Below are 23,363 nucleotides of genomic sequence, written 5' to 3'. Positions count from 1 at the left end.
ATTTGAATCTGATTTAAAGTTAACCTTTTGGAAAATATGCATCAAAACGGCAAGCATCACCTAACCATTGGTGATCAGGGGTTTGATCCGCCAGATAAACCGCATGTCGGGGTCGTTTCACAATTACCCGTTTCGCGATCTGGTTGGCCAAATGCAAGAGTTGATCCCCAAGATCCATTTCCCCATCTTCAGGCAACAACATATGTAATAACTGCATTTGCTTCTTGACCTGAGCCTGTTTCTTTACTGCTTGCTGGTTCTGATCACGTTGCGGAAACATGGGATCAAGATACACGACATCGACCTGCTCACCCTGCTGGACTAGTTGCTGTAAATAGCTATTCGAATCCGCATAGGTCAGTTCAATACGCGACATGAACGACTGTAAAAATGGATCTTGCTCGGCCTGTGCTTTGGTATGTTCCAGCAACACAAACAGGATCGGATGTCGCTCAACCAGTCGTACATCGGCTCCCAAATAAGCCATCAGTAAACTGTCATGACCTAAACCAGCAGTTGCATCGATCAAGCTTGGCTTTTCACCCAGTTGGCATGCTCTGGCAATCATCTCTGATTTTAAGCTGGCTCTTTTTAAACGGGGAATCTCCGCACGCCAGTCAGGTTGCATTTTCATCCCGTTGGCAGCAAGGCTAACCCCATCGCTATCGATGACCAAAGCCATTTCAGGATTCAAACGTAAAAAACGGGCATTAATCTTTTCAACAGCTTGACCATTCAACTGAACATTCAATTCAGCTAAACGGCTTTTCAATTGCTGAAATGCCTGTTCATATTCCGTTTGATACCAACACTCCATCTGCATTACCAATGCACCCAACCTGTCCACCACGTCGCTAAGATAAATAAACCAAATACAATTCTATAATACGCAAATGCCGTGAAGTCATGCTTAGACACATAGCGAATCAAGGCACGGATGACAACCAAGGCAGAAATGAAAGCAACAATAATACCGACGGCTAAGACCATCATGTCATTGCTATGCAATTCATGACGCATCTTGTACATATCCAGTAAGCCAGCGCCCATCAATACAGGGATTCCCAAGAAGAATGAGAATTCGGCTGCGGCTTTACGAGATACACCTAAAAATAATGAACCAATAATGGTTGAACCTGAACGTGAAGTCCCTGGAATCAAAGCCAGACATTGAATCAAACCAATGAGCGTCGCCTGTTTAAAACTCAGATCATCCACTTCTTTGGTAACGATCTGATGCGGTCGACGTTCCGCCCATAGAATAATAAAACCACCAACAATCAAGGCAATCGCAACGGTAATCGCATTAAATAAATAGGCTTTGACCACATCACCAAAAGTCAGGCCAATAATCACGATGGGAATAGATGCGATGATCAGGTTCAGACTCAGACGGCGACCCTGCTCTTGTCCAGTGAGCGCGCCAATCAGCGCTCCCCACAATTTACCCCAATATTCATAAATAACCGCGGCAATTGCCCCAATCTGCACGGCAACAGCAAACATATCTCTTTTTTCAATCGTCCAGAAATCAAGAAGTTGTCCTGATAAAATGAGATGTCCTGTACTTGAAATGGGCAGGAACTCGGTAATTCCCTCAACCAAGCCCATAATTGCTGCTTTAAATAGCAATAAAAGATCCATAATTAACCTTAATTCGCCTTACCTTGTTCTGGAATTTTTTTCCATGCATCATCACGTAAATACACAGGCAGCGCATGTTCAGCATCGACCCATTTTTGCTGTGCTGCATAGCTTCTGGCAATCACAGCAATATCTTGTGCTGTTGCCTTAATTTGTACCCGTGTCGTGTTTTGAATGGAAACCTCAGCGGAGTCTATTCCAGTTGGCTTAATTAATTCTGAACCCGAACCAATCGGCGTAAATTTGCAATACGCAGAAGCTTGCTCGTAATTTAATAATTTTTCTTCATCCATCGCCTGCATCATGCCCTGCTCATCCAGACAGAAGTTGGCGATATAAACTTCCTGCATGCGTGCGTCGAGTACAGCTGTGACTTGCTTTAAACCCGTAACACGATAAGCCGCTTGAGCCAAGGCCTGCAAACTAGAAACGGGGATGACGGGTAAATCCTGAGACCAAGCCAAAGCCTGTGCAACGGCAGCATTAATACGCACCCCACTAAATGAACCTGGGCCGCGACTAAATGCAATTGCTGTCAAATCAGCAAGTTGAGTTTGGGTTTGTAATAAGGCTTGCTCGGTTAAAGGCAAAATTGTTTGCGTTTGTGCTTTCGGCCGATCATCCAACTGAAAATAGAGTTCTTGAGTATCATCAATTAATGAAACAGAACACTGCTCATTTGCAGTTTCCAATGCCAGCAACTTCATGCAAAAACCTTAGCCCAAAAGAGATAAAAAACGTCGAGTATCATACTCCACTCAAACGCGATAGGCGAGTTCTTGGCTTTTTTATCTCAATAAAAAGCCAAGCATAAACTTGGCAATATCAAGACTTCATTTTTAAATAGGCTTAAAAAGTAAAGGGTTCCAGATTTAAGAAGTTTTTATAATGCTCTGCATAATGCAAGGCACTTAAACGCAAACGTGCAGCCCCTTGTTCATCCAGTGTTTTCACTACTTTTCCGGGAGACCCCATCACTACAGAATTATCTGGAATAATCTTTCCTTCTGGAATCAGCGCATTAGCACCAATAATGCAATTTTTACCAATCACGGCGTTATTCAAAATAACCGCATTCATGCCAATCAGCGAATTATCACCAATGGTACAACCATGTAACATGACCTTATGTCCAACCGTCACATATTCGCCAATAGTCAATTCAATACCAGCATCGGTATGCAACACGGCATTTTCCTGAATATTCGAGAAATCCCCAATCCGTATCACACAATTGTCAGCACGGACCACTGCACCAAACCAAATACTCACTTGCCGACCAAGTTCTGCTTGGCCAATGACTGTCGCTGTTGGCGCAACCCAGCCATCCCAAGGTTCATGTAAAGCTTTCGGACTCAATCCCTGATAGGTATACATCATGATAAAAAACTCTTAAAAAAATTAGAACTTTGCAATCCCAAAGTGCGGGGGATTCACGAGAAAAGGCCAGCTTTTTTGATAGCCCAATCCATATTGAAATAAAGACACCAACATACGCGCAGTCAGCCCCCACACCACTTCACTCTCCACTTGCATACTCGGGAAATATAACGATTGTCGAGCCAAACGGACTTCGTAAGGCAAAGGTGGTGCATCGATGAGTTCTTGTAATGGGACAAAGAAAATCCGATCAATCTCGGTCGGTTGCGCCACCAGATCCACTTGAGCAGGAATCAGCCCCACGATCGGCTTAACAGACAAGCCACTGCGTGCCCGCTGAATCGGCAGATCGCCCAACAGTTTGACATCAAAAGGATTCAGTGCAGTTTCCTCTTGCGCTTCACGCAACGCCACAACAATATTACTGGTATCGCTCGGATCACGTTTGCCACCAGGAAAGGAAACCTCCCCTGCATGTTGAGACAACTGCATCGAACGGCGCGTGAGCAAAACTTTAGGCTGATTTTCTTGTGTAATCGCAATTAATACAGCAGCATCCGCCTGCTGGATTCGTTTGGAAAAACGTAACCGTTGTTGTAAAAGCGCGATTAACGATGGTTCTTCCATCTCAATTATCTCTTGTTCTCATTTTCCTTAATCAGCATCATAGCTGAATTTTTAGCTGCAATCATAGATCATGATGCGAAGTCATAAAAATTCGGTTATGCTGAGTTATCTCTACGGCTGATGATAACTATGAGCTTTTGCGTTGCGTGTGGACATCAAACTGAAGCAAAAATTCCACTTGGTGATCATAAATCACGATTGGTCTGCACACATTGTGGCAACATCCATTATGAAAATCCCAAAGTCATTTGCGGTGCATTAGCCCTGTGGGACGATAAAGTTTTACTGTGCCGTCGAGCCATTGAACCACGTTATGGTCTCTGGACTTTACCTGCGGGTTATATGGAATTATTTGAAACCATGGAACAAGGTGCAGCACGCGAAACCAGAGAAGAAGCTGAAGCTGAAGTTGAAATCGAACAACTCTATTGCATGTACAATATCCCGCGTATCGGACAGATTTACGTACTCTTTAAGGCCTTATTAAAACAAGGACAGTTCGGTGCAGGTGAAGAAAGTATCGAGTGCCGCTTATTTGAAGAACATGAAATTCCATGGAAAGAACTGGCTTTCCCAAGCGTAGAGCAAACTCTACGACATTATTTTGCTGACCGTAAAAGTGGACAATTTCCAACACATTTAGAAACGCTTGGTACACGTCTGGACCATACGGGATAAATAAAAAAGACCGCGTTTATGCGGTCTTTTTTATTTTGCTGTCCATCAAGATTTTATCTTGATGGAGTTACACGCTGGAATTTTTTGGTCTGCAACCTTAATACTTGCGGTACCCGTATAACGCTTAGCGATGGCACGCTCTGCATCTGTTGGTGCAATCAATTTACTCTTATCTGTATCTTTATGATCATAGATGGTGATATAAGACGTCAGATAAACTGCATGCGTATTCAACCATGAAACTGTTTTATCAGAGAAGTTGGTCAAGTTAATTCCATTTGCTTCGCCATTCAACAAGTTATACACATTGATTTTTGCACCACTAATATTTTGTTTGTTATTTAGAGATGTAAAGTTTAAACCAAGTAAAATCCCCTCAAGTACGCCAAATTTCGGATTTGAGAAAATCATACGAACAGTTACTGATTTATCGTTACTTGAAGAGTTTGCACCACCCGTTGTACCAATTCGATATTGTGTTACACCAAACTCATCTAAATATGTACCATCTGCCTGTGGTTCAGCTTTGGCACAATTACCGGACATATCTGTTGCGGTTGCATCTTTTTTGATATCGGTTCTGATATCACCACGTTCATCAATCAAAATGCCCAAATCAACAGGGGCAATGCTGGCATCCTGAAATCTAAACGTCAGGGTTGCATAGAGCGGAAATGCGTAACGTTGTTGAGGTTGAACGTTGGCTTCTGTCGTAAACACATCTTTTGCTAGGTAACTTGCCGAGTTAAACTTAAAGATATCGGTTACACCTTTATATGTTAAACCATCAATCTTTTGCTGCCATAAACCCAGATCTTTTGCATTTGTAAAGGGATCTGTACTCTTTGCTTTGGTGAGTTGACGATAAACAGCTTCTGTACTCGCGATATTGGTTCCATTAATCAATTTACCTTGTGTGATTAACAAATCCTCTGAGGCATTATTATTCAACATAAATCGCAAAGGCTGTTCAGGGTTAATCTCTTGATTAATTACATTAAACCAGTTTTTTTGTGCCTGAACCTGCATTTTCTCTGGTTTAGCGCTCCCAATTAATGCAAGTGGTGGAGCGACGACATTATTGGTGATAATCGGGTTACCTCGCCATTGTTGACCATAGCCAAGAATATAACCTTGACGATCTGTAAGTAACTCAAACCGCCCCATTAAATGGCGTAAGTTCGCGCCTTTTCCATCTGTAGCATTCAGACAGTCTGTATAAAGGTCTCTGTTACATCCAAACAGACCATCTGGGAATACGCCACTTCCTTCATTTGGCGTTTCGATGACAGCACCATTACTTCCCGCCTTAAATAGAGGTAACTCCGCATACCATACCCCAACCTGACTTAAATTCAGTAATTGAGTAACCAGAGCAAAGGCTTGTTCATCCGTAATTTCACTCACATCCAGCCAAGGTTTCAGAATCTCTGCATATGCCCCGCTACTGAGTTCATTTACACCAACATCCTGAGATATTTCCGCAAGCGTATTTTTCTTTTCCTTTGTGAATTCAATTTGCTGAATATCACCAATCACATTACGTTTATCAGCAACACCCTGACTCTGAAGAATTTTAATGAGTGCCATTGCCACACGTATAGTTTCGTCATCTTCACTTACGCTTGCTGGGGTTTTTCCAGTTAGGCCCATTGCTAAATCAATGATACGAATACGGGAATAAGCGGCTGTTTTAAGTTTGGTAATCTTATCTAATTGCACTGAACCTAAATTAATTTTGCGGGCGCTGGTCTCACCTTGAAGATAGAAAGTAATCGTATCTCCCAACTTACAGGCACCCGTAGCAAGATTACCTTCCATTTTTGTTGAAAAATGATTGAATTTATCTGAGCTACAATCAAAATTAAGCCCTGCGATCGGATAATCCAGTACAAACTGTAAGCATGTATCTTCTTTCACATTACAACTGGTATTTGAAGTGACTCCTTCAACACCTTTAGTTGGATCTTCATTAATCTTGGCACTTTCACCACCACAACCATGTAACATTAGTGCAAGCGTAGATACTGCAAAAGGTAATAATATTTTCTTATTCATACATTTCAATCCTGTTAATGCTTACTTTAAAGCAGAGATCCTTATCTGGCCTTGATTTGATAATTCGCTTTCAGGTACATCAATTGCAGAAGCGAGTGGCGTCATCATCATATATTCAGCTTTTGGTGGAATTTTTATCACACCTTGAATCGCTGAATGTTGCAGCAATGTTGTGTTCAGCGAGTTATTTTTAAAACCACTTACGGCCTCCTGTGCACAGCCTTTTTCATCTAAGAAGACGACCAACGGCCAATAATAAACAGGCTTTTCATTACTTGAGGCGTAAGAAGCAATTTGCATATATTCTACGGAATGATCTAACTTGACTACTTCGTATTCAAACTTTTCTTTTAAGGGCTTTCTCGGCCAGACACCAACTTCTTTTTTAGGCGTTAAAGTCTTAATTGATTTCTTATAATCCTTTAAGAAACAACGATCATTTTCAAAAGTTGCCGCCAAGTCTTCAGCAGATAAACGTATATAAGTACTCGATAAAACGATCGGTTCTTCAGGTTTAGGATTTCGATTCAACAATCTATTGAGCATCGACTGGTTTACACCTTTTTTACGCTCAATTGTTTCCATACGCCCAGTTCCATCAGGCATTGTATAAAAACGTTTTTTGCCATCGAGATTAAACTCTTGGTCTTCTAGATATTCATTATTTACATATTCTACGCCATCAATTTTAGAAAGCGGTGCTGATGTAGAGTTCTCAACATTCACAGCATCACTAGATTGTTGCCTTGGTACCACGACTTCTTTCTTATTCGGCCTTTCTGATGTTAAAGATGGTTTAGCCGAAATAGTAGGCTCAATATGAACGGGGTGAGATTTTTGTGATGACGTCACTGTTGGTAGTGCTGTTTCTGCCACAGGTGGCTGTGGTTGCTCTTTTTTAACCTCAACTATTTTTTTCACTTGCTTAGATGATGCAGGTACGATGACAGGAGGATGGGAAGCTCTTCCATCGGTAGTTTGTTTTTGTATTGAAGATTCTTTAGGCACTGCCATTGCAGCAGCTGGCTTTGAAGAAGCAACCTCTTTTTTATCTGGCTGCTTTTTCTCCACCACAACAGGTTCTACTTTCTCAACCTGTGTGACCTTTTCTTGCTTTTGCTGAACTGGTATCGTTTTTACAGGTTGAGATTGCTTTTTCTGAGGAATAATCATTGGCCGACCATCTGGGCCAATGATTGTATAGAAACCCTCTTCTGCATACACAGCTCCCCCGCTTGACAAAGCAACGAACAAGGTCACGAGCAGAGGCTGTTTAATCATTTTATACATTACCATTTTGTTCTGTAGTTAATGCCAAGTAAGGTGACTTTGGTATTTGTTTTTACATTTAGGCCTGCATAAGGGTTTAATAAGATATTACCCACCCCAGTCTGATTCGATAAACTACTGGTGTTAGCTGGAATATCATCACGGCTACGCAAGAAACCTAAGGACAAATCGAGATCTGTATCCTGATCAAAACGATAACCAATACCTAGACCAAATAGTTGTGCATTGTTAATCGGTACCATGGTATTTCGTTTGTCATCTGGAATAGAACTTGTACGAGGTTCATATCCCATCCGTAATTTCAAACGATCTGTCGCAGAATATTCAAAACCTATGCCCCAACGCCAAGAAGACTGGAAGCGTAATGGTAAAGCTAAGGAACGGTCTGTCACATCGTTGGAAAGTAGTTTGGCAACTTTAAGTAATGAAATTTGTCGGTCAAACTCAAATCTAAATTTGTCCCAAGCCGAGAAGTCGGTCCAGCCTACGTCAAAATTCATTTGCAAGTCTGGGAATATTTTATATTTAATCCCAGCTTTAAAGTGCTGAGGATATTTGAAATCCATCGCAACCAGACCTGATTCCACATCTGGAACATAACCAGGTAAGCCCAGAATCGCCGCAAGAATTTGTCCTGTTGCAGAAGAGTTTAATCCAGCAACTAACTGTTGTGGCGCTACTGCATTATCAATTAAATATTTACCTTTTAAGCGCATTTTGGCTTCACTTTGATACACCATACCAAAGCTAAAGTCATCAGTTGGCTCCCAAAGTAGGCCCAAGTTATAGCTTGGACTTAAGGATTGCTCCAAAGAAACATCCATGGCACCCATTTTATTAAACGGGTTCATTCCTTCTTTAGCATTACAAATACCGAATAACAATAAATCGGTAATGATATCTCCGTTGTCTTTAAATGGCCGACAAACGACCTCATCGACCATACGTAATACACCGATCATTTCATTCGGGAAACGTAAATCAGTTTTCAGGGCAATTGCCTGATAGGACATTCCGAATGAAGCGCCGAGTGATAAATGATCATTCACCTGATAACCAAAAGACGGCGATAAATAAGTAATACGCTCTAAGGCAACCTGTTGCCCCATATAGTTACTCGGGTTGCCATCTTCTGCACCAAAACCAGCCACTAAAGGTGCATAAACCGCAGTTGCATAAGTTACTTTTGAACCAGGTGGCTTATATGAAATACCAGCAGTTGGTGCGACTAATGGTGAATTAGGCCCCAAATCAACAATTTTCTTGAGAATCGGAACGTAAATACTGGCATATTCTACATCCCCGTGCACTGTACCTTTAAAGTCCGTACAGATATTAGAATCAATTTCAGGGCCATCATTACAAACCAATGGATCATCTGAGTAACCAAAAACGTTGTAACCAGCAGGTGCCGAATAATCACGTTTAATGGCAAAATTTGCCAAAATCCCTTGTACGTCAGTTTGTAAACCCTCTAATTTCGCAAGTGCTGCTGGGTTAAAATGCACAGCACTAATGCCTGGCGGATCTGCTGTTACGGCATTCCCCAAAGCAAGCGATCTTAAGTCTACAGATAAGTCTTGTCCTAACTGTGCATTGGCAACAGTAGATAAACCAGCAAAAAATACGGCTATCGTTAAAGGACATAATTTAAGGTGTTTCACCATTACATCTCCTTAACGAATTTTTTTGCCAAAACCTATAATATCAAGTGGGAAAGATAGACCAAGTGACACATCTGGTGCATCTTCAGTTAAACCAATACCGACCGTACCATTCACAATCGTTTCAGGAGAAACACGAACCCCTAAAGCAAAAGACAGCATGGCACTACTCTGATCCCCAGATTCGTAACTCTCACCATTTGAGAAATTGAATTTTGCGCCTGTATTGAAGCTTTGTTGATACGACATGGTCAGTGACACGTCATAGTTAAATGAGTAGGCAAAACCAAAAGCAAAGCCACCACTCACACCTGGATCAAAACTCTCTAATGTTCTTCGACCTCGAGCTTGGTCTAAGCCAGATTCTTTAAAGCCATAATTGACAGATACAGAACTAAATAATACAACTGGATCAATGTACTTACGGGTACTTGCACCAACACCAGCCGAATAATATCCCTTACCTGTTGAAAGTTCATCGATCCCGATTTCATAAGGGCTATCGCCTGTTTTAGTCGATAAACTTCCGAATAGTACTAAAGGTAAGCGCCCTTGTTTTAAAGGAAATGGTTCCCAACGTGCCCCAAAGTTAATATCCCCCAAGCCCGCTGCAGTTTTATCTTTTAATAATTCTTTTTTTGCAACTAGAGGCAATGATGCAGACAACGTAAGATTGTCTAATAAGCCGTACTGTACTGTAAATGTGTTGGTTAAGGTATGATTCGCATCTTCTTCAAATCTTAGGTTATTTAAGCTTCCATCCTCCATAGAGGCATCGACACGAGTATCACGATAATAGGTGTAGTCAATGTCGTAATAGGATGAAAAAACACCTTTTTTGATTAGCGAGTACTGACGCTCATTCGAGGTAAAAACTTCTTGCAGGTTGGTTTCTTGAGTTGCATCTGTTTCTTTTTTCTGCAATGCACTCGCCGCTTGATCAGCCTGACTTGTTTCAACCGCTGGAGCAACGGGGCTCGCCGTCGTCTCTTCCACAGGCGGGTTGGTCGGCTCAGGGCTTACAACTGTTGCTTCATCTGTTTGAGGTGCTGTAGATTCAACTACAGGTTGCTGTTCCTCTGCTGCGTAAAGTGTTGATGTGATTGCGCCTAAACTCAACGCCAACACAGTCATCTTCATCCATGTATGATTCATTTTACTTTGCATCCTATTACATTAATTTTACTGATTTTTATTAACTATTTCCGCTTGTAATATAAGCGCATATACGTCGTAATTGGTTGATTGTAAGTATCTGATGTAGAGTTCGTATCCAATACTCGGCGCATTGTTGAGCCCTTGTCTGCAAGTTTCTCAAACTGTTGCGTTGGATATTGAATGTCAGCAAGCGCATATCGATTTACAGTTGCATCTTCCACATGACGCATATCGGAATCTTGAAGTGCCAATAAATTCTTTTGGTACTGTTGAGGTATATCAACAATAAATAATGTATTGTTATCCCAGATTTCTTTAAATCGAATCTCGTCAAAACTGATATTGCCTAAAGCTGGATCAGCGACATAAACTCTTCCATCTTTATATGCTTTATATACTACAAAATGTTTAAAACCCGCATAGGTAATAGGAACAATTGCAGGTTGCTTCAAAGCAGTTAGATCAGAAAACTCGCCACGGTAACCACCACTTGTTAGCCCCAATGCTGAAACGAAACGTTTCATATCTAACAAGGAGAAACTACGACGCTCGATGATACGTTGATACTCACCATATTGAAGCAAACCGGTCATCGTCTGTTGTTCAGTCAAGCGCAAACCACCATAACCATTTAATAGCGTAGTTAAGGCTGCAGATCCGCAACTATAGTCGTAAGCTTGACGTACAATTCCCCTGAATTGATCTTCAACAGCAGGCTTAATCACCACGGCTTCGCGATGATTACGAGTAAATGAAGGATTACGGGAATCGAGAGTTTCTGTGTAATGAACAGTCCCCTCTGGCTTTTTCTCAATTTCAAAGGCTTGCGTTGTAAAGTAATACATCAATGCTGAGCCTAAAGCGATCTCTAACATAAGTCTCTTTTTCTAACTATGGCACAACTTGCCTTATTCGTTTTATTTTAGTGTTTAAAAACACTACATCCCTGTCTGTTGAAGATACCTTTTTTTATAGAAAAAAACAGCTTTTTTTTAGTTTTTTTTGACGAAATGTAATGAAAAATAGAATTAAGTAAAGTTTTAATAAACTATTGTGATCAATACAGCATTTCTCATTTTTTGCTTTAATTATCGATATTTAAAAATAAAAAAAAGCGCACATTGTGCGCTTTTTCTGAAGGAAACTTAGTGACCAGAAATCGTGATCATAGAACCTTTCACGTTTGCTGTACCGTCGTTGTAGTAAGTTTGTAAACCTTGTACTTCAACATCACCGATTGACTTAGCATCTTTACTACCTAAATGTACACCTTTGATGTATACATCAGTTGCTGGGGTTGAAGCACCAGAACCTGTAATAAGACGTAAATAACCGTTATTTGTACCTTCTTTACCCACTACACTTACTTTTGCATTTACAGTTAAGTCAGTATTTGATGCATCAGATACTTTGATGCTATCAAGATAAATTTGACCAGCAGCACGGTTACCCGTAGTACCATCACCTGTACCTTGCTTAGTTGAGCTATCTACGATACCAAGATCTTTAAGCTCTAAACCACCTTGCATCGTTGTATTCAATACAATCATTGCACCTTGTGGAGCAGCACCTAACTGAATATTCGCACTTGTTAAACCAGTTTTGACAGTCAAGCCTGATAAAATTGCATTGTAGTTTGCATCATCATTACCACGACGCACTGAAGTTGTGCTTGCAGCATTTGAGCCAGATACACCAATTTCACCCACGTAAATATCTAGACCAGAAACTGCCGCAGCAACGTTCAGGAATGCACCATTTGTACCCGTACCTTTGTCTGTATCAATCACTAAATCAGCAAGGTTATGAGATGCTAAAGCACGAGAAGTATCTAGTGCTGTACCAGCTGCATTCATTGGTGCTGTAATAACAATACCGTTTGTCGCTGTAGCGCCAGTACCGTTTCCTTTAATGACGATCGCACCAGCTTCACCCGTACCACCAGCAGTTGTCGCTAAACCATCGTTATCATGAATTAAAACTTTTTCGATTTCGATTTTAGAAATACCGATACCGATATTAAGACCATCTTGACCTGTTGCAGCGCTTAGTGCAGCATCATCCATTGACTGCATAGCCATTGCATTTGCGCTAATCGCCATTGAAGAAACTAAAACAAGTTTAGTAAACATTTTCATTGAGCACTCTCCCAAGAGCATTTATTTTTTGACTTTCACTACTCTAAACTGTCCACGGTCGTTTTTTTATTAATGACAACTAGAACTTCCAATCCTTGAGTAGTTCGCTTAGCAATTACTAAATTACCTGTTTGTTATTTTATGTTCAACTCCTGTTAACTGCTTTTTGAGCACAACCCGACAAACGGCATATAAATCACTCAATTAACGTTTTTTCAGCGTTACCTCATAACCACATGTAATTATTATTTATTTTTAATTTTTATCCTACATAATCAAAGATTAATTTCTACTCACTGCCCGTTTATCCACTCCCAATAGTGTTGTTACAAGTGTAAACAAAAACGCATTCTTAATCGTTAAATTGATCTTAATATCAATCAGACTAATAAAGCAAAAATCAGTTCTCACCCTTTCCCCAAAACTGCTGATTTTTCATCTCATCGGGCCATAAATATCGGTCGGGATTTTTTGAATGTAGTACAATTCCTCCCTCCAAATGTATCTGCAAGTATTTCCGTTTTTATGTCTTATTTTCAGCAAAAGCTTAACACGCAACTCACTTCTGCATTTGACCTTCTTGCCCAGCTTAATGAATTAACGGGTCTTGTTTATTTATACGACCATCATGCCCCTGTTATTGCGTTTTTACCCCAAGAGTTTCTCATTTTCCAACAATCAGAATTAAAACAATTTCATCAAACTCAATTTAATCAATATCAAATAAGATCAGAGGCTTGTTCACTTACCGCTTTTTCAACATTTAAATCTACGCCAAAGACATCAAATGCAGCAGCTTTTAGTGGTGGCTATATTGGCTTTTTCAGTTATGACTTTAGTGCAAATCAATTTGTTGAAGTGAATGGACGCGATCAGCCTGATTTTTTCTTAGGTCAGTATTCGACTTTTTTAAAGTTTGAGAATAATGCTTGGTATTTTCACAGCGATGATCTTCAGGCCGAACTCATCTTTAAGCAGATCTCTGATCTCATCAATCAACCTGTTCAAATACCACCAGCACTTTGTCTACTTGAGAAGTGCCAAGCCCGTTGGTCAAAACAGCAGTATCTCGATGCTTTTCATCAGGTACAGGAATATATTAAAGCAGGCGACTGTTATCAAATTAATTTGACTCAAGAATTTACAGCACATGCTCAAGGGTCACTTTTAAGTCGCACCAACCCATTATGGGAACTGACCCATGCACCTTATGCGGGCTATCTCAAAATACAGGATTTTGAACTATTAAGTTGTTCGCCTGAATTATTTATTGAGTTTCAGACCAATCGAAAAATTAAAACACGTCCAATCAAAGGCACGATGCCGCGTTTTGATGATCCCCAACAAGATCAGATATCAAAAGATAAACTCAGTCACTCTGAAAAAGATCAAGCCGAAAATGTCATGATTGTAGATCTTTTACGTAATGATCTCAGTGTCTATGCTGAAACAGGCTCTGTTGAAACCACTAAACTATTTGAAATTGAAAGCTTTAATCAGGTTCATCATATGGTGAGCGAGATTACAGCGACTTTAAAAGCAGACATCAATCCCATGCAGATGCTCTTGTCTGCCCTACCGGGTGGTTCAATTACTGGCGCACCAAAGATTCGGGCCATGCAAATCATTGAAGAATTAGAAGGTGCACCACGTGGTGCTTATTGTGGTAGCTTAGGCTATTTTAATTTCGATGGTACAGGCAGTTGGAATATTTTAATCCGTAGTATTCAAAAATATCAGGACCAATTATCGATGTGGGCGGGTGGCGGCATCACAATTGCGTCTGGTGCGGAAGCCGAATATCAGGAATGCTTTGATAAAATTTCTGCCATGCTTGATTTGCTCAATACATGGCAGGCTTCTGAACAGTAAATCTCAATACTGATTTATAAAATTTGCGTTTTAAGAGTATCTACTAAACGCTGGTTTTGTTCATCGGTACCAATCGTAATACGCAGGAATTGATTAATGCGTGGTTTATTGAAATAACGCACAATAACTCCCTGCTCACGTAATTTTTGAGCCAGTTGAGCAGCGTCGTGTTGAGGATGCGTAGCAAAGATAAAATTGGCTTTCGATGGCAATACCTCAAAACCTAAAGCACTAAGATCTGTTACCAGTTTTTCTCGGCTCTCAATCACCTTGACACATTGCGCTTCAAAATAAGCTTGATCTTCAAATGAAGCCACCGCTGCTGCAATCGCAAAACGATCGATTGGATACGAATTAAAACTATTTTTGACTGCTTCAAGTGCCGCAATCAAATGTGCTTGCGCAATCGCAAAACCAACACGTAAGCCAGCCAATGAACGTGATTTCGAAGTGGTCTGACAAACGACTAAATTCTCATAGCGATTGACCAGTTGCACCGCGGACTCAGCACCAAAATCAACATAAGCTTCATCAATCACAACCACGCGATCTGGATTTGCCTTGAGTACCTGCTCAATCTCATTTAAACCGAGCGCGATACTGGTTGGTGCATTTGGATTGGTGATGATAATACCGCCATTTTCCTGTTCATAATCCGATACATCTATTTCGAATTTTTCATTCAAAGGAATTTGCTTGGTTTGTGTCGCAAAGAACTGGCTATAAACAGGATAAAAACTATAGGTAATATCTGGATAGAGGATCGGTTCTTTTTGGATAAAAAAAGCTTTAAAAATATGTGCCAACACTTCATCCGAACCATTGCCGACAAATACTTGAGCCACATCAACCTGCTGCTGCTTGGCAATTGCCTGTTTTAAAGCGGTTGCATCTGGATCTGGATATAGACGTAAGGCATCGGCTTGTTCAGTTAAAACTGCTTGCACAGCCTGCACCACTTTTGGCGATGGCGGATATGGATTTTCATTTGTATTGAGTTTAAGTAAGTTCTGAATCTTAGGTTGCTCACCTGGTACATAAGGTTCTAATTCTCGAACCTCTGGACTCCAAAAACGCATTTGTTCTGCTGTAAACGTCATTGTTCTACTCTCATGTATCCTAAAAAAAGGGGCTAACCAGCCCCTATCAATTTTTGAGTCGGTTATTGGTAACGATAACGGGCTGAGCGCGCATGAGCATCAAGATTTTCTTGCACTGCCAGAACATCGGCTGCTTTTGCCAAGCTTTTTACTCCCTCTTCAGAGCACATGATCAAGCTAGAACGCTTCTGGAAATCATAAACACCTAGTGGTGAAGAAAAACGTGCTGTCCCCGATGTTGGCAAGACATGGTTTGGCCCCGCGCAATAATCACCGATGGCTTCTGGCGTATAACGTCCCATAAAGATTGCCCCTGCATGACGAATGTCCTGACTCATCAACTCGGCATCATCAAGACACAATTCCAAATGCTCTGGAGCCACCTGATTAATCAGTTCAACCGCTTCTGCACGGTCTTTTACCAGCACCAACGCACCGCGATTTTGAATCGAGGTTTTGGCAATTTCTGCTTTTGGCAATGCACTTAAATGCTTTTCAATCGCAGCTTCAACTGCATTTAACAGCGTTTCATCTGGGGTAATGAAAATAGCTTGCGCAACGGTGTCATGCTCGGCTTGAGATAACACATCCATGGCTAACCATTCAGCATTATTTTCACCTTCGGCATAGACCAAAATTTCCGAAGGCCCGGCAATCATATCAATACCGACTTGTCCAAAGACCGCACGTTTTGCGGCTGCGACAAATCGATTACCTGGTCCTGTAATTTTATCTACCGCTGGAATGGTTTGTGTTCCATAAGCTAATGCCGCAACGGCCTGCGCACCACCGATGGTAAACACACGGCTCACCCCTGCCAAATAGGCAGCTGCTAACACCAATGGATTCAACTCACCATTTGGCGCAGGAACTACCATGATAATTTCTGGGACGCCCGCGACATGTGCCGGCAAAGCATTCATCAGTACAGATGAGGGATAAGAGGCTAATCCACCCGGTACATAAATTCCAACACGATCCAGTGGTGTAACTTTCTGACCCAAGGTATTTCCGAGATCATCGATATAAGTCCAACCTTCCTGTTTTTGTGCCTGATGGAAAGAACGAATACGTTTGGCAGCAAGTTCTAATGCTTCACGGATTTCTACACTTAAACCATCAAATGCAGTTTTAAGCTGTGCCTGAGTCAGTTCTAAATCAGAGAATTGATGCGCTGGATGTCGATCGAACTGTTGCGTTAATTTAAGCACATGATCATCACCATGCTGACGAACATCAGCAATAATTTGATCTACAGTTTGTATTAATTGAGGATCATTAACCGTTTCAAATGCTAAAAGTTCAGCAAATGTCTGTTTAAAATTTTGATCCTGAGTCGATAAACGTCGCATCAATTTACCCACAAGGCGAAAAAGAGAACGCTAAGTTTACTCTTTTTCAACACACTTGTGGGCAAGATAACATCAGCATTTCCGCTGCTTTTATAGGAAAAAACTTTTAATTCTCACAATTTTATACTTTTTAAGTACTTACATCAGGATTATCCCAATCCGCCTCCGCTTGTATCAGCCAATTTAAAGCACCGTGACGCTCCAAAACTATGGAAGCATTTAAATTCGAAGGTGCATTCTGCTGTTTTAAGCGTGCATCAACACATGCCCAATCATAACGATAAATTAGATCTGCCTCATCCAGAATCTCTTCAATATCTCTTAATCTCACCTGTTGCATAAATTCCTGCAATGAGCGACAACGAGATACGACCTCAATCGCAAAATCACAATCCGCGATTTCATCTGGATATTTCAGTTCATCGACAATGCCCAGCGCCCACAGTAATACCCAATATGCTTCATACTTCCAGATCATATTGACGATATCTTGCTGTGCGGCACTTCTATTCAATATATTTTTTTCTTTAACAGTTAATTCATCAGCGACTTCAAATTTATTGAGTAGATCGACAATAAAATCTTCCGTTTCTTGATCAAACTGATCACGATCCAGATCACATGCAACCTGAATCATCAGTAGACATGCAATAGCACGCTTGGCAATGTACTCAGCGGAGCGCTGGATCACGTCATCACTTGACTCAATATGTGGCAACCAGTCGATATAAGGTATGGCTTTGGTTTTTAATTTTAGAATAGATTCTTGTTTACGCTGCTCTGGATTTTTCATTGTTCCTGTACATTTTCAACAAACCATAAGCTTTTTTAACATAGCCTCAGGTCAGAAACAAAGGTGTTATGTCTTCCACACAAATATTAGAATGTAAAAAAACCGCTCATGAGAACGGTTTCTTAATTTAATGTACAAAGATCAGTTTTGACGTGCTTTAACCGCTTCTTCAAGTTGCGTCAAAATCGGATTTAAAACCGCTTGTTTACGTTTAAAACTTGCCTTATTGACAATTAAACGTGAAGAAACTTTGCAGATTTCTTCTAACGGCTCTAAGCCATTGGCACGTAAAGTATTTCCTGTATCAACCACATCGACAATGTAATCACCTAAACCAACCAAAGGAGCAAGTTCCATTGATCCGTATAGTTTAATTACATCCACCTGCTCACCGAGGCTTGCATAATATTGACGGGTTAAATTGACGTATTTAGTCGCGATCTTTAAACGGCCTTTTGGACGCTCCATACCGACTTTACCAGCAGTCATCAATTTACAATTGGCAATTTTTAGGTCAAGCAACTCATAAACATGTTGTGCGCCATGTTCCATCAATACGTCTTTACCCGCTACGCCAAAGTCTGCCGCACCATTCTCAACATAGGTCGGAACATCAGAAGCACGTAAAATCAAAATACGGACTTTTTTGTGCGTCGTTGGAAAAATCAATTTGCGTGATTTATCTGGATCTTCAAGTAAATTAATACCCGCCTTTTCAAGCAAGGGTAATGTTTCCTTTAAGATACGGCCTTTACTGAGTGCTAAAGTTAAACCATGATCAAAATTGCCCATTACGTCAAAATTTGGATCATCGTTTCTTAAGTCATTCATCCTTTTACTCGCTTAATCTGAGCACCTAAACTTTGCAATTTCTCTTCCACATGTTCGTAGCCACGATCAATGTGATAGATACGGTCAACCAGTGTTTCACCTTCAGCAACCAAAGCAGCTAAAACAAGTGAAAATGAAGCACGTAAATCTGTCGCCATGACAGGTGCAGCTTGCAGTGTTTCCACACCTGTAACGACCGCATCATGTCCTTCAACCTGAATATTAGCACCCATACGTGAAAGTTCTGGGACATGCATAAAACGGTTTTCGAAAATCGTTTCAGAAATCGTTGCAAAACCACGACCAATGGCATTCACTGCCATCAATTGAGCCTGCATGTCTGTTGGAAATTCTGGATGAGGTAAAGTTCTGAAACTCACCGCTTTCGGACGCTTGCCCTGCATATCCAGTTCGATCCAGTCATCACCACGCGTAACTTCCGCACCCATTTCTTCAAACTTATCCAACACCGCTTCTAACAATGCAGGATCGGTATGCGTGGTTTTAACTCGGCCACCTGTAATGGCAGCAGCAGCTAAATATGAACCAGTTTCAATACGGTCAGCTACAACGGCATATTCGCAGCCATGCAAACTTTCCACGCCCGTTACCACTAGCGTATCAGTATCCAAACCTTCAATCTTGGCACCCATCTTAATCAGCATTTGCGCAAGATCGGTAATTTCAGGCTCACGCGCTGCATTACGAATCGTAGTCACACCATCAGCCAAAGCCGCAGCCATCAAGATGTTTTCAGTACCACCAACGGTGACCATATCAAAAACAACTTCACCACCTTTTAAGCGGCCATCAACTGAAGCATGGACATAACCATTTTCGACTTCAATATGCGCACCTAAAGCTTCTAAAGCTTTTAAGTGTTGATCAACTGGACGTGAACCAATCGCACAACCACCAGGTAATGATACTTTTGCATTACCATAACGCGCCAATAAAGGGCCAAGCACTAGAATAGATGCACGCATAGTACGTACAAGTTCATAAGGTGCAAACTGATTGTCTAATGTCGAAGCATCAGCACAAACGGTTTCACCTTCGTAGCTCATGGTCACACCAAGACCAGCAATCAACTTAACCAATGTATTTACATCTTTTAAGTTTGGTACATTGGTCAATGTAATCGGAGAATCAGCAAGAATCATTGCTGCAAGTAAAGGCAATGCTGCATTTTTAGCACCAGAAATGCGCACTTCACCCTCGAGCTTAACACCGCCCGTAATTAAAAACTTATCCATTAATATTTAAGCTCCGAAAAGGCTTGCTTTGCGCCATTCGTCTTTTGTCATTGCGCGAATTGTTACTGCGTGAACTTCACCACTCGCGATATAAGAATTTAGAGGTGCATAAACCGATTGTTGACGAGCAACGGTACGTTTACCTTCAAACTGATCATCAACAATACGCAGGTCAAATTTGCCAGCTTGTCCGCTCACCGCTACTTCTGCTTCAGGGAAAGCTTCTTTTAAAATTTGCGTGAGCTGCTCACTATTCATTCCAAGACCTCTTATACAACCATTGGTGTAAAACGAGCTATTTTACTATAACTTTTTCACATAATTCAGTAAGCAGTTTCTTTTTTTATCAATAAAAAAAAGAGGCTCCACAAAAAGCCTCTTTTATAAAAATAAAAATTAACTCAAAAGTGCCAGTTCATGCTGATACGAACACTGGATTTTTCTATGTTTAGCAAGCTGACGTTTTAATTTATCGGTCAATTTTCTAATCGAAGTATACATATCATCGGCTGTCGCCTGCGCAAACAGTTCCACCCCCGGCAAACGTATAATTGCTTCAGCAATATGATTTGCACTTCCCTTGTGTGAACGCTTGTCAATCTGATGATCTTTAGCCAGTTTGATTTGCATACTATTCACTTGGTCTAGATGCTTGGTCATTTGACTAAACTTTTCTTTTATATTTTCTTCAATTGCTGGTGTAATGGTTAAATGGTGTCCACGAATTGTTATTTGCATAATTCTATCCCTCACCTTTTTCTCAGGATACAAGAAAATCGCTTAAGCAAATTTAATGCACATCAGTGGTTCAATATCCATTAAATCATTTCAGCGATTCCTCTAGTGATCATTAAAAAAATTCATTATTTCGTAATAATGAACCAATAGAATAGTCACACCTTAAAATTTAGATCAAGACTTTTCTTTCAGAAGATGAAGGAATATGTAACGATTCACGATATTTCGCAACAGTCCGCCGAGCCACCTCAATCCCTTCATTCTTCAACATCTCGGCAATTACATTATCCGACAAAGGCTTACGTGGATTTTCATTTGAAACCAGCTTTTTGATCATGGCGCGGATCGCAGTCGATGATGCTTCACCACCTGTCGTCGTTCCAACATGACTTGAAAAGAAATATTTCAATTCGAACAAACCACGTGGCGTCAGCATATATTTATTGGTCGTTACTCGTGAGACAGTCGATTCGTGCAACTCGACTTCTTCTGCTACATCACGGAGCACTAAAGGCTTCATTGCCTCTGGACCTTGCTCCAAAAAGGCGCGTTGATGCTCAACAATACAGGTTGCAACTTTTAATAGAGTCTTATGGCGCTCATCAATACTCTTGATAAAGTTTTTGGCTTCCAGCATTTGATTGCGTAAATAAACATTATCATCACTTTGATCTGCACGACGAATCATGCCTGAGTAAAATGAATTGATCCGTAATTTAGGTAGAATATCTGGATTCAGCTGCACTTGCCAATGTTGATCTCTCTTCGACACCACTACATCAGGGACTTGGTATTCAGATTCCTGTTGGTTAAACTCTAAGCCAGGATATGGTTTTAGAGTCTTGAGTAAATCAACAGCACTTTTTAATTGCTCTTTAGATAAACCTGTTTGCTTTAATAATTTGTTCAAATCATTGGAAATAAGCAGCTCATAATATTTCAATAAATTCTTAGCTTCTGCCAAATAAGGAACTTTCTCATGCACTGTTTCAAGCTGAATTTTCAAACATTCAGCTAAGTTTCTTGAGCCAACACCTATCGGATCTAAACGTTGAATGTGTTTTAAAACAACAATGATTTCATCTTCTTCAACTTCTTCCTCGCTCTCCATTTCTTCTAATAATCGAGTAACTGCAAGCACAATATCACCCAGCTCAGCATCCAAGAATCCCTTATCATCCAGAGAATCAACAATGCAATAAGCAATGAGCTTATCTACAGTCGAAAAATGCAAAAGATTGACCTGATCTAAAATATGCTCCTTCAAACTCATTTGTGCTTGACGATTGTCTTCTCTTTCTTCGTATTCTGGTGACGCCAAAGCAGTTGATTGATGCGTATAAATATCATCCCATTCAGTATCTACAGGTAAATCATTGGGAAGATGATCAGCATTCAGCTCAGTCGTTAAGTCCCCTGTCTCTTTTGCTTCTAAGCTCGAAAGGCTTTCAGTTGAGCTAATATCTTCAATTTTTTCAAGTAAGGGATTGCTATCTAACTGAGTTTGAATTTCTTGTTCGAGTTCTAGACTTGAGAGTTGTAAAAGACGTATGGCCTGTTGTAATTGAGGAGTCAACGATAAACTGTTCGCAACTTTCAATCCAACAGATAATTTCATAGTCTTTCCTTTTATTAAGATAAGCAAAAAACATGCCTATAAAAATATTTATAACATAAAGTAATGTTTACGCATACAAGGAAAATTACATTCTTTTTGACTGAGTGAGTCAATATATAGATCACGAGGAAAATGACCTTTCTGCTTCTTCTTACAGAATATTTAAAACACTCGATTTTTAAACAATAATATATTTAAGAGCTATAAAGTAGCGCCTGTACTACTTTCATGAAAAATCAATCCAATTTTACTATCTGGCTTTAGCTCAATGTTTGGTAAAATATCATCACTTGTATAAGGTTCTCCATCCTGCCCCACACTGAGCAAATAATAATGAGAGGAATCTTTTAACTCATAATGGTAATAGCGTGGTGAACTGCTCCATGAAACATCAGTAGCGTCAAACACAAAAACTGAACTATTTTCTGGCAAGGACTGACTTAATGTTTCCAGCGAATCTGGATAATGACCATTCTCTACTTTATAAAATTCAATTGCTTGAACTAACGATGTCATAGCTATTTGACTTGATTGAGCGCGCAATTCATCATATAAACCTCCCCTCTGAACAAAACCAAAGTAAAAGAGCGAACCATAAAGAACAATACTAAGGCCAATACCACAAGCACCAATAATCGCGAGTACTTTACCACCACTTTTTTTAGTCAGTACTCCCCAAATAACAGCAATAATTCCAAAGATTACACCAATACCAGGTATAAACGATACTGCTGCAATTACATAAGGGAAAACACCCAATTTATTTGGCTTTTCATTTACATTAATATCAACCATTAGATTTATCTCATAGTTATCTTTATGTTTTAGTTATAAATAGAATAATCTCCTCCCCCTCATAAAAGTTAACCAATTAGGTCAATACTTCTAACACATTATGTTTTTTGTTCTTATTTTTAACGCGCACAAAAAAACACCCCTAACCGTCAGGTTAGGGGTGTTTTCAATTTAAAAGCTGGCGATGACTTACTCTCACATGGCAAGTGCCACACTACCATCAGCGCTAAGAGGTTTCACTTCTGAGTTCGGGAAGGGATCAGGTGGTTCACTCTTGCTATTGTCGCCAGCAAACTGTTTATGGATACTTGCTTTGGTCTTATGTAATGCCAAGGCTTTTTCCAAATGAGTTATTAACGGATTAGTTAATT

The 23,363-nt window shown here is 40.4% G+C and carries 22 protein-coding genes and 1 rRNA gene; 2 read left to right on the top strand and 21 right to left on the bottom strand.

Annotated elements, in window-relative coordinates:
* Nucleotides 1-19: 19 nt before the first annotated feature.
* The 5 genes from AWW72_RS06550 to AWW72_RS06530 all read right to left on the bottom strand — a co-directional run bounded on the left by AWW72_RS06550 (nucleotide 20) and on the right by AWW72_RS06530 (nucleotide 3,651).
* Nucleotides 20-823: a class I SAM-dependent methyltransferase gene (locus tag AWW72_RS06550; RefSeq protein WP_062846797.1), complete on the bottom strand. Its 804-nt coding sequence runs from the start codon at nucleotides 821-823 to the stop codon at nucleotides 20-22.
* Nucleotides 823-1,644 carry an undecaprenyl-diphosphate phosphatase gene (locus tag AWW72_RS06545; RefSeq protein ID WP_005256121.1) on the bottom strand — a complete coding sequence of 274 codons (822 nt, stop codon included), beginning with the start codon at nucleotides 1,642-1,644 and terminating at the stop codon, nucleotides 823-825. The genes AWW72_RS06550 and AWW72_RS06545 overlap by 1 nt, the downstream gene beginning before the upstream one ends.
* 8 nt (nucleotides 1,645-1,652) lie before the next feature.
* Nucleotides 1,653-2,351, bottom strand: coding sequence for a tRNA (adenosine(37)-N6)-threonylcarbamoyltransferase complex dimerization subunit type 1 TsaB (gene tsaB, locus AWW72_RS06540; RefSeq protein ID WP_062846796.1), 699 nt, complete (start codon nucleotides 2,349-2,351; stop codon nucleotides 1,653-1,655).
* Nucleotides 2,352-2,493: 142 nt separating this feature from the next.
* Complete coding sequence (locus tag AWW72_RS06535; protein WP_171248594.1) at nucleotides 2,494-3,021, bottom strand: gamma carbonic anhydrase family protein; 528 nt, start codon at nucleotides 3,019-3,021, stop codon at nucleotides 2,494-2,496.
* Between the two features lie 24 nt (nucleotides 3,022-3,045).
* Nucleotides 3,046-3,651, bottom strand: a complete 606-nt coding sequence (locus AWW72_RS06530) for a CoA pyrophosphatase (RefSeq protein ID WP_062846795.1) — start codon at nucleotides 3,649-3,651, stop codon at nucleotides 3,046-3,048.
* Between the two features lie 129 nt (nucleotides 3,652-3,780).
* Here AWW72_RS06530 and AWW72_RS06525 point away from each other — a divergent pair, with 129 nt between their 5' ends.
* Nucleotides 3,781-4,329 carry an NUDIX hydrolase gene (locus AWW72_RS06525; RefSeq protein ID WP_005256115.1) on the top strand — a complete coding sequence of 183 codons (549 nt, stop codon included), beginning with the start codon at nucleotides 3,781-3,783 and terminating at the stop codon, nucleotides 4,327-4,329.
* Between the two features lie 45 nt (nucleotides 4,330-4,374).
* Here AWW72_RS06525 and filF read toward each other — a convergent pair whose 3' ends face one another.
* From filF to filA, 6 genes are all read right to left on the bottom strand, one after another.
* A complete protein-coding gene (filF, locus tag AWW72_RS06520) occupies nucleotides 4,375-6,387 on the bottom strand; it encodes a putative pilus system protein FilF (protein WP_062846794.1) in 2,013 nt (670 codons plus the stop codon).
* A gap of 21 nt (nucleotides 6,388-6,408) precedes the next feature.
* Nucleotides 6,409-7,677 carry a putative pilus assembly protein FilE gene (filE, locus tag AWW72_RS06515; protein WP_062846793.1) on the bottom strand — a complete coding sequence of 423 codons (1,269 nt, stop codon included), beginning with the start codon at nucleotides 7,675-7,677 and terminating at the stop codon, nucleotides 6,409-6,411.
* Nucleotides 7,677-9,341 carry a putative pilus system OmpP1/FadL family transporter FilD gene (filD, locus tag AWW72_RS06510; RefSeq protein WP_171254687.1) on the bottom strand — a complete coding sequence of 555 codons (1,665 nt, stop codon included), beginning with the start codon at nucleotides 9,339-9,341 and terminating at the stop codon, nucleotides 7,677-7,679. Before filD ends, filE begins: the two co-directional genes overlap by 1 nt.
* A 12-nt stretch (nucleotides 9,342-9,353) precedes the next feature.
* A complete protein-coding gene (filC, locus tag AWW72_RS06505) occupies nucleotides 9,354-10,496 on the bottom strand; it encodes a putative pilus system protein FilC (protein WP_062846791.1) in 1,143 nt (380 codons plus the stop codon).
* A gap of 44 nt (nucleotides 10,497-10,540) precedes the next feature.
* The gene (filB, locus tag AWW72_RS06500; protein ID WP_005256106.1) at nucleotides 10,541-11,374 is read right to left on the bottom strand and encodes a putative pilus system C39 family peptidase FilB; all 834 of its coding nucleotides are present in this window, start codon (nucleotides 11,372-11,374) and stop codon (nucleotides 10,541-10,543) included.
* 270 nt (nucleotides 11,375-11,644) lie between these two features.
* The gene (gene filA, locus AWW72_RS06495; protein WP_062846790.1) at nucleotides 11,645-12,637 is read right to left on the bottom strand and encodes a putative pilus system protein FilA; all 993 of its coding nucleotides are present in this window, start codon (nucleotides 12,635-12,637) and stop codon (nucleotides 11,645-11,647) included.
* Between the two features lie 525 nt (nucleotides 12,638-13,162).
* Here filA and AWW72_RS06490 point away from each other — a divergent pair.
* Complete coding sequence (locus tag AWW72_RS06490; RefSeq protein WP_062846789.1) at nucleotides 13,163-14,509, top strand: anthranilate synthase component I family protein; 1,347 nt, start codon at nucleotides 13,163-13,165, stop codon at nucleotides 14,507-14,509.
* A gap of 14 nt (nucleotides 14,510-14,523) precedes the next feature.
* On the opposite strand, the gene hisC is transcribed toward AWW72_RS06490, so the two are convergent.
* The 10 genes from hisC to rrf form a co-directional block, all read right to left on the bottom strand.
* Nucleotides 14,524-15,609, bottom strand: a complete 1,086-nt coding sequence (gene hisC / locus AWW72_RS06485; protein WP_062846788.1) for a histidinol-phosphate transaminase — start codon at nucleotides 15,607-15,609, stop codon at nucleotides 14,524-14,526.
* A 62-nt stretch (nucleotides 15,610-15,671) separates the two neighbouring features.
* The gene (gene hisD, locus AWW72_RS06480) at nucleotides 15,672-16,961 is read right to left on the bottom strand and encodes a histidinol dehydrogenase (protein WP_062846787.1); all 1,290 of its coding nucleotides are present in this window, start codon (nucleotides 16,959-16,961) and stop codon (nucleotides 15,672-15,674) included.
* Between the two features lie 130 nt (nucleotides 16,962-17,091).
* A complete protein-coding gene (locus AWW72_RS06475; RefSeq protein ID WP_062846786.1) occupies nucleotides 17,092-17,754 on the bottom strand; it encodes a DUF4272 domain-containing protein in 663 nt (220 codons plus the stop codon).
* Nucleotides 17,755-17,895: 141 nt separating this feature from the next.
* A complete protein-coding gene (gene hisG, locus AWW72_RS06470; RefSeq protein ID WP_004774987.1) occupies nucleotides 17,896-18,585 on the bottom strand; it encodes an ATP phosphoribosyltransferase in 690 nt (229 codons plus the stop codon).
* Nucleotides 18,582-19,841, bottom strand: coding sequence for a UDP-N-acetylglucosamine 1-carboxyvinyltransferase (gene murA / locus AWW72_RS06465; protein WP_004774988.1), 1,260 nt, complete (start codon nucleotides 19,839-19,841; stop codon nucleotides 18,582-18,584). The genes hisG and murA overlap by 4 nt, the downstream gene beginning before the upstream one ends.
* A 6-nt stretch (nucleotides 19,842-19,847) precedes the next feature.
* On the bottom strand, nucleotides 19,848-20,099 hold the full coding sequence (ibaG, locus tag AWW72_RS06460; protein ID WP_004655594.1) for a BolA family iron metabolism protein IbaG: 252 nt from the start codon (nucleotides 20,097-20,099) through the stop codon (nucleotides 19,848-19,850).
* A gap of 138 nt (nucleotides 20,100-20,237) precedes the next feature.
* Nucleotides 20,238-20,579, bottom strand: a complete 342-nt coding sequence (hpf, locus tag AWW72_RS06455) for a ribosome hibernation-promoting factor, HPF/YfiA family (RefSeq protein WP_004655596.1) — start codon at nucleotides 20,577-20,579, stop codon at nucleotides 20,238-20,240.
* Between the two features lie 169 nt (nucleotides 20,580-20,748).
* Nucleotides 20,749-22,197, bottom strand: coding sequence for an RNA polymerase factor sigma-54 (locus AWW72_RS06450; protein WP_062846785.1), 1,449 nt, complete (start codon nucleotides 22,195-22,197; stop codon nucleotides 20,749-20,751).
* Nucleotides 22,198-22,398: 201 nt separating this feature from the next.
* A complete protein-coding gene (locus AWW72_RS06445; protein ID WP_062846784.1) occupies nucleotides 22,399-22,992 on the bottom strand; it encodes a type II secretion system protein GspG in 594 nt (197 codons plus the stop codon).
* Between the two features lie 176 nt (nucleotides 22,993-23,168).
* Nucleotides 23,169-23,283, bottom strand: a 5S ribosomal RNA gene (gene rrf / locus AWW72_RS06440).
* Nucleotides 23,284-23,363 lie beyond the last annotated feature (80 nt).

This window comes from Acinetobacter sp. NRRL B-65365, assembly GCF_001605865.1.
Lineage (GTDB): Bacteria > Pseudomonadota > Gammaproteobacteria > Pseudomonadales > Moraxellaceae > Acinetobacter > Acinetobacter vivianii.
This window is presented reverse-complemented; position numbering and strand designations above follow the sequence as displayed.

Excerpts from the sequence above, each read along its gene's own strand:
- AWW72_RS06545 (WP_005256121.1), bottom strand. The coding sequence starts at position 1,644 with ATGGATCTTTTATTGCTATTTAAAGCAGCAATTATGGGCTTGGTTGAG.
- hisG (WP_004774987.1), bottom strand. The coding sequence starts at position 18,585 with ATGAATGACTTAAGAAACGATGATCCAAATTTTGACGTAATGGGCAAT.
- filA (WP_062846790.1), bottom strand. The coding sequence starts at position 12,637 with ATGAAAATGTTTACTAAACTTGTTTTAGTTTCTTCAATGGCGATTAGC.
- AWW72_RS06550 (WP_062846797.1), bottom strand. The coding sequence starts at position 823 with ATGCAGATGGAGTGTTGGTATCAAACGGAATATGAACAGGCATTTCAG.
- hisC (WP_062846788.1), bottom strand. The coding sequence starts at position 15,609 with ATGACGTTTACAGCAGAACAAATGCGTTTTTGGAGTCCAGAGGTTCGA.
- filC (WP_062846791.1), bottom strand. The coding sequence starts at position 10,496 with ATGAATCATACATGGATGAAGATGACTGTGTTGGCGTTGAGTTTAGGC.
- ibaG (WP_004655594.1), bottom strand. The coding sequence starts at position 20,099 with ATGAATAGTGAGCAGCTCACGCAAATTTTAAAAGAAGCTTTCCCTGAA.
- AWW72_RS06475 (WP_062846786.1), bottom strand. The coding sequence starts at position 17,754 with ATGAAAAATCCAGAGCAGCGTAAACAAGAATCTATTCTAAAATTAAAA.
- hisD (WP_062846787.1), bottom strand. The coding sequence starts at position 16,961 with ATGCGACGTTTATCGACTCAGGATCAAAATTTTAAACAGACATTTGCT.
- filE (WP_062846793.1), bottom strand. The coding sequence starts at position 7,677 with ATGTATAAAATGATTAAACAGCCTCTGCTCGTGACCTTGTTCGTTGCT.
- AWW72_RS06530 (WP_062846795.1), bottom strand. The coding sequence starts at position 3,651 with ATGGAAGAACCATCGTTAATCGCGCTTTTACAACAACGGTTACGTTTT.
- AWW72_RS06535 (WP_171248594.1), bottom strand. The coding sequence starts at position 3,021 with ATGTATACCTATCAGGGATTGAGTCCGAAAGCTTTACATGAACCTTGG.
- tsaB (WP_062846796.1), bottom strand. The coding sequence starts at position 2,351 with ATGAAGTTGCTGGCATTGGAAACTGCAAATGAGCAGTGTTCTGTTTCA.
- filB (WP_005256106.1), bottom strand. The coding sequence starts at position 11,374 with ATGTTAGAGATCGCTTTAGGCTCAGCATTGATGTATTACTTTACAACG.
- AWW72_RS06525 (WP_005256115.1), top strand. The coding sequence starts at position 3,781 with ATGAGCTTTTGCGTTGCGTGTGGACATCAAACTGAAGCAAAAATTCCA.
- AWW72_RS06445 (WP_062846784.1), bottom strand. The coding sequence starts at position 22,992 with ATGGTTGATATTAATGTAAATGAAAAGCCAAATAAATTGGGTGTTTTC.
- AWW72_RS06450 (WP_062846785.1), bottom strand. The coding sequence starts at position 22,197 with ATGAAATTATCTGTTGGATTGAAAGTTGCGAACAGTTTATCGTTGACT.
- filF (WP_062846794.1), bottom strand. The coding sequence starts at position 6,387 with ATGAATAAGAAAATATTATTACCTTTTGCAGTATCTACGCTTGCACTA.
- hpf (WP_004655596.1), bottom strand. The coding sequence starts at position 20,579 with ATGCAAATAACAATTCGTGGACACCATTTAACCATTACACCAGCAATT.
- murA (WP_004774988.1), bottom strand. The coding sequence starts at position 19,841 with ATGGATAAGTTTTTAATTACGGGCGGTGTTAAGCTCGAGGGTGAAGTG.
- AWW72_RS06490 (WP_062846789.1), top strand. The coding sequence starts at position 13,163 with ATGTCTTATTTTCAGCAAAAGCTTAACACGCAACTCACTTCTGCATTT.